An 18,278-nucleotide genomic window follows, 5' to 3' on the forward strand; every position below is an offset into this window, starting at 1 on the left:
CGTCGTCGGGCCGACCGGAGCGGCCGGACCGGTCGGTCAGGACGGCAGGGCGTGCAGTTGTCCCGGTGGCGTGGCGGTGCCCTGCACCACCCCCAGCAGCCGCTGCCCGGCGCGTTCCGGCCGGACGTGCGGACCTTCGGTCACCGGGAGAGCGAGCCTGCGGGACGCGGCGATCGCCTCCTCGTTCACGCGGACGCCCAGCCCGGGGCTGTCGCCCAGGACGAACGCCCCGTCCTCGACGTGGAGGTCGATCGAGATCCCGGACGGCGGCTGGAGGTCCTGCAACTCGCTGACCAGGTGGTTCGGCACGGAGGTCGCGGCGTGCAGCAACCCGACCGGTGTGTTGCCGATGGGGCTGACGGGCAGGTCGTGGGCGTGGGCGAAGGCCGCGACCCGCAGGAAGTGCGTGACACCCCAGCCCGCCGCCGCCTGCACGATGTCGATCGCTCCCGTGGAGATCAGCGGGCGGTACTGCTCAAGACCGGTGAGGTTCTCGCCGCTGGCGACCGAGGCGCGGACGCCGCGGCTGACGGCCGCGTGCCCGTCCGCGTCCCACCGCCGGACCGGCTCCTCGATCCAGATCAGGTCGAGCACCCGTTCCAGCTCGCCGACGTGGCGCACCGCCTGCTTGCGGGTCAGCGCCTCGTTGACGTCGAGCATCAGGCCCGGTCGCGCGCCGCCGCCGGCGTCGGAGAGCACGTCGCGCACCAGGATGAGGCGGTCGCGGTCCCGGTCGACGTCGAGACCTCCCTTGATCTTCGCCACCCGCAGCCCGCGGTCGGCGTAGGTCTCGTACAGGGCGACGAGCTCGTCGTCGCCCAGCCCGATGTCCACGCCGGAGGCGTAGGCGGGCACGCGGCGGTCCCGACCACCGAGCAGGCGCCAGAGCGGTTCCCCGGCGGCCTGCGCCTTGATGTCCCACAGCGCGGTGTCGAGCGCTCCGATGGTGCCGAACACCGCGCCCGCGTGACCGGCCTTGAACACCTGGCGCAGCATCCGGTCGTACAGGGCGGTGACGCCGCGAGGGTCCTCGCCCTCCACGGCGGCGAAGACCGAGTCGATCTCGACGTGCGGTCCGAGCCCGACGCCGGTGATGCCCACGTCCGTGTCGACGAGGACGATGGGCACCCGGACGACGCCGTCGGCGAAGACGCCGTTGGCGTCGCCGACCGGGCGGCCCCAGTCCTGGACGGTCGTGAGGGTCCGGTAACCGGTGATGCGCATTGTCAGCCCTTCGTGGCCCCTGCGGTGACGCCGTCGGCGATGCGGCGCTGCAGGAACAGGTAGACGACGAGGACGGGTACCGCGGCGATCAGCACGCCGGAGGCGAACACGGGGATGTCGTCCGAGTACTGCCCGCGCAACGAGGTGACCCCCACCATGAGCGTGCGGTGTTCCGCCGACGGCATCACGAGCAGGGAGATGAGCACGTCGTTCCAGCAGAACAGGGCGTTGAGCACGCCGACCGACAGCAGTGCCGGGGCTCCCAGCGGGAGCATGATCCGCCAGTACACGCCGTACAGCGTGTTCCCGTCGATCCGCGCGGCGTCCACGATCTCCGCGGGCACGGTCGAGTAGTAGCCGGTCATCAGGAAGACCGTGAACGGGAGGAACTGCGCCACGTACGCGAGGACGAGCCCCGGGTAGGTGTCGACGAGGCCGGCGTCGGCCATGATCCGCGCCAGCGGGACCATGATCACCTGGAAGGGGATGAACAGTGCGGCGAGGATGCCCAGGAAGAGCACCGAGGAGCCGCGGAACCGCAGCCGGGCGAGCACGAAGCCGGCCATCGACCCGAACAGCAGCAGCAGCGCGACCGAGCACGTCACCACCACCGTCGAGTTGAGGAAGTACCGGGACATGCCGACGCTCGTCCACGCCGCCGCGATGTTGTCCCACCGCAGCGCGTCCGCCGGGGAGAACCGGTCGAGGACGTACTCGCGGCGGCTCTTCGCCGCGACGTTGGCGGTGAAGAGCAAGGGGTAGATCGTCGCCAGCGCGAGCCCGGCCATCGGGACCGCGACGACCCGCTTCGCCCACCGCCGGCCGGTCATCGGCCCTCCCTGCCCGCGCGGCGCAGGACGGCGATCTGGGCCAGCCCCACGACGAGCATGATCAGGAAGAGCGCCGTCGACGCCGCGGACGCGAGCGCGGGCTGGTTGAACTGCCCCTGCTGGACCCAGATGTAGTACTCGGGGAGGTAGGTGGAGCCTTCCGGACCGCCGCCGGTCATCACGAGGAGCAGGCCGAACATCGACGTCAACATGCCGATCATCGTGGTGACGAAGACGAACTGGATCGTGCGGGACAGCCCCGGGACGATCACGTGCCGGATGGTCTGCGGGAAGGACGCCCCGTCCACCACGGCGGCGTCCAGCAGCGAGGGGTCGAGGGCGGAGAACCCCGCCAGGAAGACGACCAGCGCCATGCCGAACGTCGCCCAGACGTGCACGCCGACGACCGCGAAGATCGCCACGTCCGGGTCTCCGAGCCAGTCCACCGGCCCGAGGCCCACCGCGCCGAGGACCGCGTTGAGCGGGCCGTCGTGGGCGAGCAGCAGGTTGAAGATCGCCCCGACGATCACCGGGGAGAGCACGGCCGGGAAGAAGTAGACGCCCCGGTAGACCCGGTGTCCGGGCACGCGGAGGTGGATGAAGGTGGCGAGCAGTCCCGGGATCGCCACGGCCGCGGGGAGCAGCAGCACCAGCAGGCCGACGTTGCGCAGCGCGGTGCGGAACAGGGGGTCGGCGAACAGGGTCGCGTAGTTGTCCAGGCCGACCGCCGTGCCGTTGCGGTCGCCGTCACCGGTGAAGGAGAAGTTCACCCCGAGCGCCAACGGCCACAGGCGCAGCACCACGATGATCAGCACGGCCGGCGCCAGCAGCACGAACGGGGCGAGGCGCTCGGCCCGCGACCCGCCGCGGGGTCGTCGCGGGAAAGGCCTCCCCGGCCGCCGCGCCGCCGCTTCGGCGACCGCCCCCACGCCGGCCCGCTCGGCGACCACCGGGCGGACCGGGGGCGGCGAACTCCCGGGCGGCACGGATCAGCCCGCCGCGTCGGAGACGGCCAACTGCGCCACTGCCTCGTCCACGGTGGCGGAGCCGCTGACCAGTTGCTGCGAGAGGCGCCCCATCAGGTCGAGCGTCCTGCTCGACAGGGCCACGTGCAGGGCGGGCTTCCCGGTCCTGATCGCCGCGGTGATCGCGGTGACGGCCGGGCCGCCCGCGGAGACGTCGATGGTGGTGTCGGACGCGATGGCGCCCGCGTCGGCGTGGAAGGCCTTCAGCGCCTCGGACGAGGTCAACGACCGCACCAGGTCGGCGGCGACCTCCGGGTCCCGGGTCCACTTGGCGACCGCGTAGCCGATCCCGCCGTCGTACGGCAGGCTCGGCGTCGCCGCGGGGTTGACCACCGGCGCCGCCATGACGCCGACGTCGTCCCGGTCGAGGAACTCGGCGAAGTCCTTCCAGTGCCCGATGTCGGACATCAGGCCGATGACGTGCGCTGCCTTGCCCGACTGGAAGAGCGCGAACGCGTCGTTGAACATCGCGGTGGAGTTGATCCCGTCGTTGTTCAGACCGGCGTCGCCGACCTGCTCCCAGAGTTCGAAGATCCGCTTCACGTCCGGGGAGGACCAGTTCCGCTTCCCGGCGATCCAGTCGTCGTACTCCGCCGGCGTGAGCACGGCCGACCCCATGGCGGACAGGAAGAACTGGATTCCGATGCCTTCCTTGTTGCCCACGCCGAAGCACGTGGCGCCCGTCCTGCCGGCGATGGCGCCGCAGTCCCCGACGAAGTCGTCCCACGTGTCGGCGGGCGCCTCGGGGTCCAGTCCCGCCTGCTCGTAGAGCGCCTTGTTGTAGTAGAGCGGGTGACCTTGCAGCGTCACCGGCGAGGCGTAGGTCTTCCCGTCCCGGGTGAACGCCTCCCAGCCGGACAGCCGCTGCCTGTCCTGGTCCACGTACTCGTCCAGCGGCACCAGCGCGTCGACGCGGTCGCGGAGTTGGCCGCCGCCGTTGAAGAGCATGACGTCGGGCCCCCTGCCGGCCTGGATCGCCGCCCCGAGGAGCGTGTAGTACTGGTCGAACGGCTGTGCCACGAACTCGACGTCGACGTCCGGGTGCCTCGTCGCGAAGTCGGCCTTCGCCTTGTCGAGGTACGCGGCCGCGTCCGCGTCGCCGGACTTCCAGTCCCAGACCACCAGTGCGTCGCCCGAGCCGCCGGAAGGGCCCGGCGCCGCGGCGCTGCCGCATCCCGAGGCCAGGGCCAACCCCAGGACCACGGCAGCCGACCACGGTGCGCGCTGCTTCATCGCTGCCCACTTCCCAGACGACGGCCGGGCGACTGAGCGCTCGGCGCGATTGACCCGCGGAACCGATTGGTACGACGCCTCCGGAGGGAGCGCCGGATCGTCACGCGACGACACCACCCCTCCGCGCAGCCACTTCGCTGAGCGTCGTCGCGCTCAGGGCCGACGACTTCCGGTCACCATACCGATCCGTGACGCCCAAGGGAACGATGAGTCGTACTCACCCGCTCGCCTGCCGGGAACCCGCCACCCCGACGGACATGTCGATCCAGCCCAGGTCCGCTGCGGCGACACAGCTCCGGACCACTCCTCGACCGGACGGTAACCCTCGCGGGCTCTCCCGAGCACGGGCACGCTGCCCGGATGAGTCCGACTCATCGGCGGCGGTCCGATTCGCCCGACCTCGGCCGTGAGCGCCGCGACGTGGCGGGCCAACCCGTGCCGCAACAGCCGAGTTGCCCATAGCGGCAACGAGACATCGGATCAATAGGGCGATCCGCACTACCGCCACGCGTACTTTCGGGGAAGGAAGGGGGTGACCCCTCCCGGGAGATGGGATGTCTTGCTAGCCTTCCTCGGCACACCCGCGCCGGACGTGGGGAGTTCGATGACACCGACCGACATGATCCGCATCGACGCGCACCACCACGTCTGGCGGCTCCTCCCGCCGGACGGGCGCGCCCGCACGGGGCCGAGCCCCCGCGCGCACGCGTGGCTGAACGCCGCCGACCTCGCCCCGATCCGCCGCGACTTCACCCTCGACGACCTGGCGTCCGTCGCCGCGGTGGCGGAGGTCGACCGGACGGTCCTGGTCCAGGTCGTCCCGGAGGTCGAGGAGACCGCGGACTTCCTGTCGCTGTCGGCCGACGAGGGCGGGGACCTGGTGGCGGGCGTCGTCGGGTGGGTCGACCTCACCGATCCGGGCGTCGCCGACGTGCTCGCCGCACTGCGCGCGGGCCCCGGCGGCGACCTGCTCGTCGGTGTGCGGCACCTGGTGCAGGGCGAGCCGGACCCGCGGTGGCTGGCGCGGCCCGACGTCCGGCGCGGGCTGCGCGCGGTCGCGGAGGCGGGGCTGGCCTACGACCTGCTCACCCTCGTGCACCAGTTGCCCGCGGCGATCGAGACCGTGCGCGCGCTGCCCGGGGCGACGTTCGTCCTGGACCACCTGTCGAAGCCCCCGATCGCCGCCGGCGTCCGCGAGCCGTGGGCGTCCCACCTGCGCGAGCTCGCCGCCGAGCCGAACGTCACCTGCAAGCTGTCGGGCATGGTCACCGAAGCCGGCCCGACCGGGTGGACCGTGGCGGACCTGCGCCCGTACGCCGACGCGGCACTGGACGCGTTCGGCCCGTCACGGGTGATGTTCGGCTCCGACTGGCCGGTCTGCCTGCTCGCGGGCTCCTACGAGGAGGTCGTCGCGGCGGCCGAGGGGCTGACCGCGGGGCTGACCCGCGCCGAGCGCGACGAGGTGTTCGGCGGCACGGCCGCGCGGGTCTACCGACTGCCGGGGGGACGGCCGTGACGGCGCGTCCCGCCCACCCACCGGGATGTACGCTGGGCGGACAGCGGTGAGCCTCCACACTCTTCGGGCGACCCGTCACTAAGGAGCGGCCTTGACGGATGGCGCACTCGTGCCGCACGGCCCGACCGGACGACCGGACACCACCCCGGCGCCCGGTCCGTACCGGCCGGGTTACGAGCTCGTCGCGGAGCAGATCCTCCGGCTGATCGCCGAGCTGGGTTTGCGGCCCGGCGACCGGATGCCGACGGAGAACGAGCTGGCCGCCAGGATGGGGACCAGCCGGACGGTCGTGCGGGAAGCCGTCAAGATCCTCTCCGCGATCGGGCGGGTGCGGGCGCACAAGGGCCGCGGCCTCTACGTCACCGACGACGAGGGCATGCTCGGCTCCTCCCGGTGGGGGGGCTTCTTCCTGCCGACCAACCTCGATCACGTCTACATGCTCTTCGAGTTCCGCCGCGTCCAGGAGACCGCCGCCAGCCGACTGGCCGCGATCCACGCCACCCCCGCCGAGCTGCGCGCCATCGGCGCCGCCGCGGAAGCCTGCCGACAGGGCCACGTGAACGACCAGTCCGCGCTGTTCGAACGCGGCGACGAGGACTTCCACCTCGCCGTCGCCGCCGCGTCGCACAACCAGTTCCTCGTCGCCGCCGTGCGCGAAGCGCGCCGCCTCCAGCGCCAGTCCAGCACCATCGGGCTCCACGGCACGGTCGGCGGGCACGCGGCCGAGGCCGTCGAGGAGCACCTCGCGATCTACCACGCGATCCGCGACGGCGACCCCGACGCCGCCGCCGAGGCCGCCGGCGTCCACATCGACAACACCCTGCAGGACTACCGCAGCGAGATCCAGCGCCGCCTCTTCGGCTGACCCCGAGCGCTGATCGGCCACGCGACACCTGCTCGCCCGACCACACCTGCTCGCCCGACGACACCTGCCCGTCCGACGGGCGGAGCACCCGAGCGGCGATCGCGCGTCTGGACTCGCCCGCCGGATGTGTGTTACAAATCATGGCGGCTTCACGGGCACGTGTATGACATCAAGCCCTCGGGCCACGACGCACCGGTCCAGCACGCGCACAGCCGCCACCGACGCTCGGCGACACCCGCCGGACGTCGTTGATCTTCCCGCACGCCGCCGCCGCGTAATCCAGTCAGTCGCCTTCATCTGCCCCAGAGGAGTGGCAATGCGGCACAGATTCGCGCGCCTGTCGTCGATCGTGGGATGCGCGTTGGTGATGATGGGGCTGGCTTCCGCGCCGGCGCCCGCGCACCCCGAGGGGTTCCACGTCCTGCTGTTCAGCAAGACGGCCGCCGGGGCCTACCGGCACGACTCGATCCCCGCCGGCATCGCGATGTTCGAGCAGCTGGCCGCCCAGAACGAGTGGGAGCTGACCAAGAGCGAGGACTCGACGGTCTTCAACGACGCCTCCCTCGCCACGTTCGACGTGGTCGTCATGCTCCAGACCTCCGGCATGGTGTGGGACAACGACGCACAGCGCGCCGCCACGCAGAAGTACATGCGCGGCGGCGGGGGCTTCGTCGCCATCCACAACGCGACGGACATGAACGTCGAGCAGCAGTTCCCGTGGTGGGACCAGATGCTCGGCGCCACCATGACGCAGCACTCGGCGACCGTGTCCGGCACCGCGAAGGTCGCCGACCGCGTCCACCCGTCCGGCACGGCGCTGCCGGACCGGTGGACGCGCACCGAGGAGTGGTACAACTTCACCCGCTCGGTCCGCGGCAACGCGCACGTGCTGGTGACCGCGGACGAGACGACCTACGACCCGGGTTCGAGCCGGATGGGGTACGACCACCCGATCTCGTGGTGCCGCAACCACGAGGGCGGCCGGCTGTGGGCCACCGCCATGGGCCACCAGGCCTCCAGCTACTCCGAGCCGCTGTTCCGCGAGCACGTCAAGGGCGGCGTGGAGTCGGCGGGCGGCAAGGTGCGGGCCGACTGCGGCCCCACCACGTGGAGCAGCTTCGAGAAGGTGGCGCTGGACGACAACACCGTCGGACCGGCGGCGCTCGACGTCGCGGAGGACGGTCGCGTGTTCTACGCGGAGTACGGCGGCAAGGTGAAGGTCCACAAGCCCGACACCCGCACCACCGTCACGGCGGCGACCCTGAGCGTGTACACGGGAGGCGAGGACGGCCTGACCGGGCTCGCCCTCGACCCGGACTTCGCCACCACCAGGTGGATCTACCTGATGTACTCGCCCGCCGGCGGCGGCGAGGACATCGCACGGGTCTCCCGGTTCACCGTGAACGGCGACGCGCTGGACACGACCAGCGAACGGGTGCTGATGAAGGTGCCGTCGTCGCGGCAGGCGCCGGAGCCGGGCCACACCGGTGGGTACATCGCGTTCGGCCCGAACGGCAACCTCTACATCGGCACCGGCGACGACGTCCAGCCGCACCGCTCCGACGGCTACGCGCCGATCGACGAGCGGCCGGGCTGGGCGAGCAACGACGTGCAGGCCACCTCGGCCAACACCAACGACCTGCGGGGCAAGATCCTGCGCATCCACCCGGAGGCCAACGGGACCTACACCGTCCCGGCCGGCAACATGTTCGCGCCCGGCACGGCCAGGACGAAGCCCGAGATCTACGCGATGGGCTTCCGCAACCCGTTCCGGTTCTCGGTGCACCCGACGACGGGCGTGGTCTACGCGGCCGACTACGGTCCCGACGCGGCCAACGACAACGCGAACCGCGGACCCGGCGGGACCGTGGAGTGGAACGTCATCACCTCACCCGGCTTCTACGGCTGGCCGTACTGCATCGGCGACAACATCCCGTTCAACGACTACAACTTCGCCACCGGCCAGTCGGGCGCCAAGTTCAACTGCGACCGGCCGGTGAACAACTCGCCCAACAACACCGGCCTGACCGAACTGCCCGCCGCGCGCAAGGCAGACGTCTGGTACGGCAACGGCGCGAACGGCAACAAGTTCCCGGAGATGGGCAGCCCTTCGGGCGGCGAGGCGCCCGGCGCGTTCCCCGTCTACCAGTACGACGCGGACAACCCGTCCCCCACCAAGTTCCCGGCCTACTTCGACCAGACGCCGTTCTTCGGGGAGTGGTCGCGCAACCGGATGTGGGAGTTCCGCCTCGGCCGGGACGGGAAGCTGCTGAAGATCAACGACTTCCTGCCCAACCTCGGCTTCAAGTCGCCGCTGGACATGAAGTTCGGCCCGGACGGAGCGATGTACCTGCTCGAATGGGGCTCCGGCTACGGCCGGGACAACGCCGACTCCGGGCTCTACCGCATCGACTACAAGAGCGGCGACCGCAGCCCTGTCGCGACCGCGACGGCGACACCCACCTCCGGTCCCTCGCCCCTGGCGGTGCGGTTCTCCAGCGCCGGCTCCGGTGACCCGGAAGGCGCACCGGTGACCTACCGGTGGGAGTTCGGCGACGGCGGCACGTCCACCGAGGCCGACCCCACGCACACCTACACCGCCAGGGGGCAGTTCAACGCCAAGCTCACCGTCACCGACCCGGGCGGGAAGTCCGGCGTGACCAGCGTGGTCGTGACCTCGGGCAACACCGCCCCGACGGTCCGCCTGAGCGTCCCGGACGGCGGCATGTTCGGCTGGGGCGACGACATCCCGTACACGGTCACGGTCACCGACCCCGAGGACGGCGCCATCGACTGCTCCAGGGTGACCACCACCCCGGCGTTGGGCCACGACCAGCACGGGCACGACCTGTCGCCGATCCCCGGCTGCTCGGGCACGCTCAAGGCCGAGACCGACAGCGCGCACGCCAACCTGAACTCGTTCTGGGTGGCGGCGAGCAGGTACACCGACAACGGCACGACCGGCGTACCCGCCCTGGAAGGCAGCCGGAAGGTCCTGCTCCAGCCCAAGCGCAAGCAGGCCGAGTACTTCACCGGCTCCTCCGGCGTGCGGGTCGTGTCGCAGTCCGGGGCCGAGTCCGGCGGCCGGATCGGCGACATCGGCAACAACGACTGGATCTCGTTCACGCCGTACAACTTCACCGGCGTCAACCAGGTGTCCGTCCGGCTGTCCTCGCCCGGCGGCGGCGGAACGGTCGAGTTCCGCGCCGGTTCGCCGACGGGGGCGCTGATCGCCGCGGTCCCGGTCCCGAGCACCGGCGGCTGGGACACCTACGCGAGCACGCCCGCGGTGAACGTCACCGACCCCGGTGGCACCACGGAGCTGTTCGTGGTGTTCAAGACCGGCACGGGCAACACCTACGACGTCGACTCGATGACCTTCACCGGCCCCGGGGTCGGCACACCCGGCACCGGCGGTGGGACGGGCCGCGTCGTCGGCATCGGCGGCAAGTGCGTCGACGTCAACGGCAACAGCAGCGCCGACGGCGCCAAGGTCCAGCTGTGGACCTGCAACGGCGGAGCCAACCAGACGTGGACGCGCACCGGGCAGACGCTCCGGGCCCTGGGCAAGTGCCTGACCGTCAACGGCGGCAGCACCGCCGACGGCGCGCTGGTGCAGCTGTGGAGCTGCACCGGCTCCGCCGCCCAGAACTGGTCGGCGCAGTCGGACGGCTCGCTCCGCAACGGCGCCAAGTGCCTGGACGCCAACGGCGGCAGCTCCGCCGACGGGACGCAGCTGATCATCTGGACCTGCAACGGCGGCGCGAACCAGCGGTGGACGCTGCCCTGATCGGGAGGTCCGCGGCTCCGGCACGTGCCGGAGCCGCGGCACCGCCACCAGGTTCCTTCCCGACGCACGGCAAGGAGGAAGGTCATGGGCAGGACCACGTCGGCGGGGCGGCAGCGGCCCGGGAAGCCGTCGCGCCACCCCGCCGGGCCGCGATCCCGGTGGAGCTCGGCCACCGCCCTGGTCGTCACGTTCGCGCTCGGGTTCGCAGTCGCGTTCGCGTCCGGCTCGTGGACGTCGGGACCGGACGCGACGCAGCGCCGGATCACCGAGCTCGAACAGGCCGAGGCACGACGCGACGTCGAGCAGGTCGGGACGTTGACCGAGCTCGCCAGGGGCGGCCGGGAACGCCTGGCACCGGTGCTGGAGGCGATGGCGAAAGCCGCACCCCCGCACGACGCGGCACCACCGGCCGCGCCCGCGATCGACGAGGTGCGCGGCTGGCGCGACGTCGTGTCCGCGGAGGTGCGGCGCTACGCGGAGACACCGTCCGCCGGCAACGGGGTGAACGTCGCCCGCACCGGGATGCGCACCGCCGTCGAACAGCTCGCCGCCGCGGTCGACGGTTTCGCCGCCGCCGTCACCGCTCCCCGGCCACTGGCGGACGAGCTGCTGACGCTGGCCGGCGCACAGCGCACGTTGGCACTGCGGACCTGGTCGGTCGCCGCGCTCCAGCTCGACGTGATCAGCATCCACGCCGGCAAGGGGCACGTGCACGTGTACCTGCCCTCCGGTCCCGGCTCCGGCACGATCCCGGCCGACACGGCGCCGGAAGGCAGCGGGTGACCGCGCCGAACCGCCCCCACCGAGCCACACCACACAGGACGGAAGCAGACCCGTGTTCGAGGACAACCGGCCCCACCGGCACTGGGCGTCGATCGGCGCCGCCACCGCACTGCTCCTGGCAACCGCCGCCGCCGGTGCCGCCGGCGCGGAGCCCGCACCGGCGGCACCGGACACCGTCACCACCGCCGCCGCGACAGCGGGCTGCGGCACGACGCCGACCCTGCGCAGCGGCACGCACACGATCCAGAGCGGCGGCAAGAGCCGCAGCTTCGTCCTGAGCGTGCCCGACGACTACGACAACACCCGCCGACACCGGCTGGTCTTCGGGTTCCACTGGTGGGGCGGCACGATGAACGACGTCGCCTCGGGCGGGAGCGACGGGGACGTCTACGCCCACTACGGGCTGCGGCGGCTGGCGAACAACACCGCGATCTTCGTCGCGCCCCAGGGCCTCGGCAACGGCTGGGCCAACTCCGGCGGCGAGGACGTCGCGTTCGTCGACGACATGACGAAGCGGATCGAGGACGCCCTCTGCGTGGACACCGCGCAGCGCTTCGCCCTCGGCTTCAGCTACGGCGGCGCCATGAGCTACGCCCTCGCGTGCGCCCGCGCCACCGCCTTTCGCGCGGTGGCGGTCATCGGCGCTCCCCGGGAACTGAGCGGCTGCGGCGGCGGCACGCAACCGATCGCCTACCTGGGCATCCACGGGATCTCGGACAACATCGCTTCGGGACGCGCGTTGCGGGACCGGTTCGTCCGGAACAACGGCTGCACGGCGCAGAACCCGCCGGAACCGGCGGCGGGCAGCGCCACGCACACCACCACCGCCTACACGGGGTGCCGCACCGGGTACCCGGTGGTCTGGGCCCCGTTCGACGGCGGTCACCAACAAGGCCCGGTCGACGGGTGCGCCGGGTGCGAGAGCGGCGCCAGGAGCTGGGTCAAGACCGAGGTGTGGAAGTTCTTCACCGGCGAGCAGGCACCGACCCCGACGACGTTCCGGCTGCGCGGCGAGGCCGGCGGCCGTTGCCTGGACGTCGACGGCGCCAACTCCGCCAACGGCACCCGGATGATCGTCTGGGACTGCAACGGCGGTGCCAACCAGCAGTTCACCCGGAACGGCGAAGAACTCCGCGTGATGGGCAAATGCCTGGACGTGCCGGGCAACGCCGCCGCCGGCACGCGCGTGCGGATCTGGGACTGCCAGGGCGGCACGAACCAGCAGTGGGGCGTGAACGCCGACGGCACGATCCGCAACGCCCAGAGCGGGCTGTGCCTCGACGTCAACGGCGCCGCCACCGCCAACGGCTCCGCGGTGATCGTCTGGAACTGCCACACCGGCGCGAACCAGCGCTGGGCCACGGCTTAGGCGACACGGGGAAGCTGCTCCGACTCCTCCTCACGGGCGGGTCGGGAGCGCACGGAGAGGAGCAGGACGCGACGCAGTCGGGAACGGGGATTCCGGCGGCGCCCGCGCCGAAGGTGCCGGCGGTGGGACCGGCAGGCGCCGACCGCCCCTCACCAGCGGGGCCACCTCCACGGCCCACTACGCCGAATTGGACTGGACCATGGTGCCGATCGGCGGTGCCCCGAACCGGTGCCGACAGGCAGCATGGCGTCGAACCCCGACCCCAGGGAGCCCCATGCGCACCGTTGCCGCCCTCCTCACCGCCGTCGCCGTCGCCGCCCTCGCCCCCGGTGCCGCGCAGGCCACGAACTGGATCACCATGGGTCCGTACCCGACCAAGGAGTCGTGCGAGGTCGACAAGAACCGCTACCACGTGATCCACCCCGCCTGGGGCTGCTACCAGAACGGTGCCGGCTGGTACTTCCAGTACAACAAGGTCTGACCACGGGGCCCGCGCGGCCGGCCGGCACCCGCTCCCCGCCGACCGACTCGTCGGACCGACCGGTTCCCCCGGCACGGTCGCGCGGACCGACGAGGTGGACGTCCACCTCCTGCGGACAACCGGCCGTGCCCGACCGACCGGCACCCCGGTCGACGGCGACGACCGGCGGCACCCGACGTCCCGACTTCCGCCCCTCCCCGCCACACCGCCTTCCCGCCCCCTGCGTCCGATCCCCACCGACCCACACCGTTCCCGCGGCGAACGTGGCCGCAAAAATCGGCCGCCCCACGCCTGCGACGACCACCGCTCACACCCTGGGTGTCGCGACCCGACGTCGTGTCCCACCGTCGGCGGCTTGGCCCGAACGCGCACGGCGACGACGCTTGTCACGTCCCACGACGGGACAACGCCTCAGACCTGTCGGACCACCGCCCGCCGGGCAGGTCCACCGAGTCGCACCCCGGACACGCACACGACCCGCATCGACGCGGACGCCACCCACAGCGGTCGCCCCGGCAGGCCGGTGACGACCGGGACCGCGGCCATCACCACCGCGGGCCCGCGCACGGGGTCGACACCTCAGCGAACCGCTGACGATCACCTTCGCCCCTCGACCGACCCGTGACCACCACCCCGACACCACCTGGCACACCCGACCGGTGTGACCGAAAGGGGACTCCCATGTCGCGCATCGCCACCCTGCTCGCCGCAGCACTGATCGCCGTCGCCTCCACGACGTTCACCGCGTCCGGCAGCGCCGGCGCCGACGGGCTCGACCTCACGTGCACACCACCCAGCAGCGTCGGTCTGCGGTTCGACCCGCCGGCGACCAACACGCCGCAGACCCAGACGCTCACAGCGTCCAGGCGGTACGGCCCCTGCGTCTCCCCCGCGCACCCGGACATCACCTCCGGCACCTCCGATGCCTCCGGCACGTTCCCCGGGGCCACCTGCCTGAGCCTGTTCGGCGCGAACTCGATCACCATCCACATCACCTGGAACAACGGGCAGACGTCGACCCTGTCCGGCAACAACGTCTCCAGCATGGCCGGCGCCACCCTGACGGTCGTCACGACCGGCACGGTCACCGCAGGCGCGTTCGCCGGCGGCACATTCGTCCACACCGTCGTCTACCCCAGCCCGGAACTGCTCCTGTGCAACCTCGGACTGGGAACACTGCCCAGCCTGTACGGCCAGGTCGTCCTGGAGATCCTCACGCCGTGAGCCGGGAGCCCGGCAATGCGCCCACCCCTTCACCGACGACTCACATTCGTCCACACTGAAGATATGGAGCGCACAAGCGTGAGAGCGACACGACGGGGACGGCGGTCCTCGGGGCTGCCGGACACCGGCCGCGAGGGGCCGGTCAGCCGCGCCCGCAGCGTGCGTCGATGACGGCCTGCGCGTCGTCCGGCAGCGTCTTCGGGTCGTCCAGGAAACGCCCGGACTGGCAGATCCGGACGAGGGCGTCCCACACCTCGCGGTACAGGAGCGGATCTGCCCGCAGGTCCTCGGCCTGACGCGGTGTGAGGGGGAACTTGTAGTTGCCGTCCCAGTGGCCCTGCCCGACGTCGAGGTCGAGCAGGTACGCCGTCCCGCGCCGGACGATCGCGGGGGCCCAGTTCCAGTCGGACCCCCGCGGCCGGAAGACCTCCTCGTCGCCGTGGGGAAGCCGGAGGAAGACCGCCTGGTCGCTGGTCACCCCGTCGACGAGCACCGAAGACAGGGTGATCCACACGACCGTGTCGTCGCGGACACCCACGTGCGTGGCCACCCGGCCGTTCGCGGGAGGCGCGGCGGGGAAGTCCCACGCCGCGGTCCGCGCGACGTCGGGGTCGTAGCGCGCGGCCGAGGGTTCGAGAGCGCGAACCTCGTAGGCGCCGCCCAACGCGTCGATCACCGCCCGGACCTCGGCGCTGTCGACCGGTTGGCCCAGCGCGTTCGCGAACGTCTCGTGCGGAACCGCCGCGAGCGGCGTGGACCTCGTGCGCTTCGACTTCGTCACGGCCTCATCCTCCCGGGACGAGCACGGCCCTCGATCCGGCAGACGGCCCCGACCTCGGACAGGACCGGCACATCGCCGTCCCCGGTGTGCCGGTCCGCACGCCCTGCCCGAACGTCGCGCGGCAGGCGTTCACGTCCGGTCGATCCGCGGGCCGAGGTGCGTCGCGATGGCGTCGATGGTCGGGAAGTCCCAGACCAGCGTGGGTTCCACGAGGACGCCCCAGCGCTCTTCGACGTCGACGCACAGCCCCATGACGTGCACGGAGTCGAAGCCGAGCGAACGCAGCGCCACCCCGGTGCCGACCTGCGAGGGCGACAGCCCCAGGTAGCCCGCCACGGCGTCGACGAGCCAGGCCCTCAACGACTCGTCAGACATGGATCTCCCCTGAAGCGGTGACGACGGCGGCGACCGCGGGTGACAGCACGCTGTGCAGCGCCGGCAGCCCGCCGTCGAGGAACAGGTCACGCATGTGCCCTCGACGCACCTTGCCGCTGGTGGTGTGGCGGATGACGTTCGACCGGACGACCACGACGCTCACGGACACGCCGGACTGCCTGGTCACGGCGTCGAGCACGACGTCGGCGAACTCGACGGGGTCCCCCCGCGAGGCGCGGCGCATCTCCTGCACCAGCACGACGTGCTCCCCCGACTCGGCGTCCCGCACGCCGAAGGCGGCGCCCCTGCCCGCGTCCGGGTGCGCCTCGCGGGCCGAGAACTCGATGTCCTGCGGGTACAGGTTCCGGCCTCGGACGATGATGAGCTCCTTCAGCCGTCCGGTGACGTAGAGCTGTCCGTCGAGGAGGAACCCGAGGTCACCGGTCCGCAGCCACCGGCCGTCCGGGCCGGTGAGGAACGTGGCGCGCGTCGCGGCGGGGTCGCCGTGGTAGCCCGCGGCCAGGCTGGGCCCGGCCACCCTGATCTCGCCGATCGTGCCGTCGCCCACCTCGGCGCCCGCGGCCGGGTCGACGACGCGCACCTCCATGCCGCCCGGCTCGCCGCACCCGACCAGCGGCACGCCGTCGGCGGCGGAGGTGGGCACGACCTCGCCGGCGGCCAGCGACGCGGGGGTGAACGAGCGGACGGTCGGCCCGAGACCGCGTGACGTGCAGGTGACCACCAGGGTGGACTCGGCGAGCCCGTACCCCGGGGTCAGCGCGCTGCGCCGGAACCCGACCGGCGCGAACCTGTCGGCGAACGCGTCCAGCGTGGCGATCCGGATCGGCTCGGCTCCGCTGACCGCCATCGTCAGGCAGGACAGGTCGAGTCCGTCGAGCTCCTCGTCGCCGACCCGGCGAGTCGTCCACGCGTAGCCGAAGTCCGGGGCCACGGTCCAGTCCACCCGGTGGTCGCTGATCGCGCGCAGCCAGCGGATCGGGCGGGCGACCACCGCCTCCGGCGAGAGCAGGACCAGGTCGGCCCCCGCGTGCAGGGCCTGCAACTGGAGCCCGACGAGCCCCATGTCGTGGTGGTGCGGCAGCCAGCCGCCGATCCGCCGGACGGGGACGTCGCCGCTGATCTTCCCGAACAGCTCCAGGTTGTGCGTCAGGCTGCCGTGGGTGACCTCGACGCCGCGCGGCCGACTGGTCGACCCGGAGGTGTACTGGAGGTAGGCGACGGCATCGGCGTCCACCTCCAACGGCTCCCGGGGGTCGGGGGCGGCGGTCTCGTCGAAGGTCCGCGCCGACAGGCCGCCCAGCGCGGTCACGTGCGCCTCGTCGGTGAGCACCATCGACGCGCCCGAGTCCTCGACCAGGCGGTCCACCCGGTCCACCCGCGAGGCCCCCGACAGGGGCAGGGGTGCGGGCACCGCCACGGCACGCGCGTAGAGGCAGCCGAGGAACGCGACGAGGAAGTCCAGTCCGGCGGGGTAGAGCAGCAGCACCGGTCTGCCGGCCATCCCGGCGTCGGTCAGCCAGGACGCCACGGCCCTGGCCCTCCGGTCGAGTTCGAGGTGGGTCAGTTCGGCCGCCGGGCGCCCGTCGGGGAGGTGGGTGACCTTCCGGTCGGAGCGCGGGCGGGCGCGGAAGCGGGTGACGAAGTCCGTCATTCGGGGAGCCCCTCGCGGACGTACCAGGAGATGAGCAGGTCGAGGATTCGCGGTGTGACGGGTGGTGGCTCGGCGTCCTCGTGGGACTCGAACCCGTACTCGTACCGGAAGTAGGGGGAGGTGAACTTGCACCGCATGTTGACGATCGCCTCGAACCTGCCGAAGGGCTCGGCTTCGACGTCCGCGGCGGTGACGGCGACCAGTTCGACGGGCAGGTGCCTGGAGATCGCGGCGAACACGTCGGTCACGGGCACCGCGGCCGAGGGCACGAGGTGCCGCACCGGCCGGTCGAGCGGACCGGCCGCCAGCGCCAGCATCCGGTCGACGGTGCCGTCGACCGGTGTCAGGTGCAGGGCGGCCCTCGGGTGGCAGACGAAGCGGACGCGTTCGCCGGGGGTGCGCCGCGCGAACAGCGCGATGACCCTGATGAAGTCGTAGATGCCCAGGTCGGACAGCGCCCGACCGGTTCCGGAGTGGCCGACCATGACGCCCAATCGAGCGACAAGAACGGCACCCTTCCGGGCTAATTCAGTCCGCGAAAGGTCGACTTCGGCCGTCCTTTTGGAGTGTTCGTAGTCATTCCTGAACTCGGACGGGTGACCGTATTCAGGCCATTGCTCCAACGCCTTACCCTGGGTAGTCCCATGTTGGTAGGCCGTGCCGACGTGGACGTACCGGGAGCCGGGTTTCGCGTGCCTGGAGAACGCGGCGGCGGCATTGGCCGAGCCGACCACGTTGACGGCGTGCAACTCGGCCTCGCGACGCGGGAAGAACGTGATGAGAGCGGCGCTGTGCCAATAGGTGCAGGGTTCGGCGAACACCTCGGAGGTCGACGTCCCCAGCTCCGGTTCGGCCAGCGAAAACCTCTCGACCTGTACTTTCTCTGCCAGGGCGGGGTTCAGGTGCAGCGTGGTCAGCGCATCGGCGACCCTCCTCCTGACGACTTCCTCACCGGCGCGCGCCAAAGCGACCACCGAGTCACCGCGCGCCACGAGCGCGCCGATGAGATGGGAGGCGACAAACCCGTTCGCCCCGTCTACCACGTGGTCAGCCACCGGGCAACCTTCCTGCGGCGGCATCGCCGACAGTAGCGTTCACCACGCCAGAGTA

At 71.8% G+C, this 18,278-nt stretch carries 16 protein-coding genes; 7 read left to right on the forward strand and 9 right to left on the reverse strand.

Going from position 1 to position 18,278, the window contains the following annotated elements; translation table 11 throughout:
- Window positions 1-36: 36 nt before the first annotated feature.
- The 4 genes from J2S66_RS13780 to J2S66_RS13795 are packed head-to-tail and all read right to left on the reverse strand — an operon-like array spanning window position 37 to window position 4,312.
- The gene (locus J2S66_RS13780; RefSeq protein WP_310307401.1) at window positions 37-1,224 is read right to left on the reverse strand and encodes a mandelate racemase/muconate lactonizing enzyme family protein; all 1,188 of its coding nucleotides are present in this window, start codon (window positions 1,222-1,224) and stop codon (window positions 37-39) included.
- A gap of 2 nt (window positions 1,225-1,226) precedes the next feature.
- Window positions 1,227-2,054, reverse strand: coding sequence for a carbohydrate ABC transporter permease (locus J2S66_RS13785; RefSeq protein WP_310307402.1), 828 nt, complete (start codon window positions 2,052-2,054; stop codon window positions 1,227-1,229).
- Entirely contained in the window at window positions 2,051-3,004 is a 954-nt protein-coding gene (locus tag J2S66_RS13790; protein ID WP_310307403.1) for a carbohydrate ABC transporter permease, read from the reverse strand. The genes J2S66_RS13785 and J2S66_RS13790 overlap by 4 nt, the downstream gene beginning before the upstream one ends.
- A 39-nt stretch (window positions 3,005-3,043) precedes the next feature.
- Window positions 3,044-4,312 (reverse strand): ABC transporter substrate-binding protein, encoded by a 1,269-nt coding sequence (locus J2S66_RS13795; RefSeq protein WP_310307404.1) that lies wholly within the window; start codon window positions 4,310-4,312, stop codon window positions 3,044-3,046.
- Between the two features lie 604 nt (window positions 4,313-4,916).
- Here J2S66_RS13795 and J2S66_RS13800 point away from each other — a divergent pair.
- From J2S66_RS13800 to J2S66_RS13825, 6 genes are all read left to right on the forward strand, one after another.
- Complete coding sequence (locus J2S66_RS13800) at window positions 4,917-5,828, forward strand: amidohydrolase family protein (protein ID WP_310307405.1); 912 nt, start codon at window positions 4,917-4,919, stop codon at window positions 5,826-5,828.
- A 91-nt stretch (window positions 5,829-5,919) separates the two neighbouring features.
- A complete protein-coding gene (locus J2S66_RS13805; protein ID WP_310307406.1) occupies window positions 5,920-6,693 on the forward strand; it encodes a FadR/GntR family transcriptional regulator in 774 nt (257 codons plus the stop codon).
- Window positions 6,694-7,009: 316 nt separating this feature from the next.
- Complete coding sequence (locus J2S66_RS13810; protein ID WP_310307408.1) at window positions 7,010-10,483, forward strand: ThuA domain-containing protein; 3,474 nt, start codon at window positions 7,010-7,012, stop codon at window positions 10,481-10,483.
- Between the two features lie 84 nt (window positions 10,484-10,567).
- Entirely contained in the window at window positions 10,568-11,266 is a 699-nt protein-coding gene (locus tag J2S66_RS13815) for a hypothetical protein (RefSeq protein WP_310307409.1), read from the forward strand.
- Window positions 11,267-11,318: 52 nt separating this feature from the next.
- Window positions 11,319-12,635, forward strand: coding sequence for a lectin (locus J2S66_RS13820; protein WP_310307410.1), 1,317 nt, complete (start codon window positions 11,319-11,321; stop codon window positions 12,633-12,635).
- A gap of 274 nt (window positions 12,636-12,909) precedes the next feature.
- Window positions 12,910-13,116 carry a hypothetical protein gene (locus J2S66_RS13825; protein WP_310307411.1) on the forward strand — a complete coding sequence of 69 codons (207 nt, stop codon included), beginning with the start codon at window positions 12,910-12,912 and terminating at the stop codon, window positions 13,114-13,116.
- Window positions 13,117-13,527: 411 nt separating this feature from the next.
- Here J2S66_RS13825 and J2S66_RS13830 read toward each other — a convergent pair whose 3' ends face one another.
- Window positions 13,528-13,683, reverse strand: coding sequence for a hypothetical protein (locus tag J2S66_RS13830; protein ID WP_310307412.1), 156 nt, complete (start codon window positions 13,681-13,683; stop codon window positions 13,528-13,530).
- Window positions 13,684-13,797: 114 nt separating this feature from the next.
- Between J2S66_RS13830 and J2S66_RS13835 the strand changes: the two genes are divergently transcribed.
- Window positions 13,798-14,340 carry a hypothetical protein gene (locus J2S66_RS13835; RefSeq protein WP_310307413.1) on the forward strand — a complete coding sequence of 181 codons (543 nt, stop codon included), beginning with the start codon at window positions 13,798-13,800 and terminating at the stop codon, window positions 14,338-14,340.
- Window positions 14,341-14,482: 142 nt separating this feature from the next.
- Here J2S66_RS13835 and J2S66_RS13840 read toward each other — a convergent pair whose 3' ends face one another.
- From J2S66_RS13840 to J2S66_RS13855, 4 genes are all read right to left on the reverse strand, one after another.
- Window positions 14,483-15,121: a hypothetical protein gene (locus J2S66_RS13840; protein ID WP_310307414.1), complete on the reverse strand. Its 639-nt coding sequence runs from the start codon at window positions 15,119-15,121 to the stop codon at window positions 14,483-14,485.
- Between the two features lie 129 nt (window positions 15,122-15,250).
- Window positions 15,251-15,496 carry an acyl carrier protein gene (locus tag J2S66_RS13845; protein WP_310307415.1) on the reverse strand — a complete coding sequence of 82 codons (246 nt, stop codon included), beginning with the start codon at window positions 15,494-15,496 and terminating at the stop codon, window positions 15,251-15,253.
- A complete protein-coding gene (locus J2S66_RS13850) occupies window positions 15,489-17,168 on the reverse strand; it encodes a fatty acyl-AMP ligase (protein WP_310307416.1) in 1,680 nt (559 codons plus the stop codon). The genes J2S66_RS13845 and J2S66_RS13850 overlap by 8 nt, the downstream gene beginning before the upstream one ends.
- A complete protein-coding gene (locus J2S66_RS13855) occupies window positions 17,165-18,223 on the reverse strand; it encodes an SDR family oxidoreductase (protein WP_310307417.1) in 1,059 nt (352 codons plus the stop codon). Before J2S66_RS13855 ends, J2S66_RS13850 begins: the two co-directional genes overlap by 4 nt.
- Between the last annotated feature and the right edge of the window lie 55 nt (window positions 18,224-18,278).

The sequence above is a fragment of the Saccharothrix longispora genome, from assembly GCF_031455225.1.
Classification (GTDB): Bacteria; Actinomycetota; Actinomycetes; order Mycobacteriales; family Pseudonocardiaceae; genus Actinosynnema; species Actinosynnema longispora.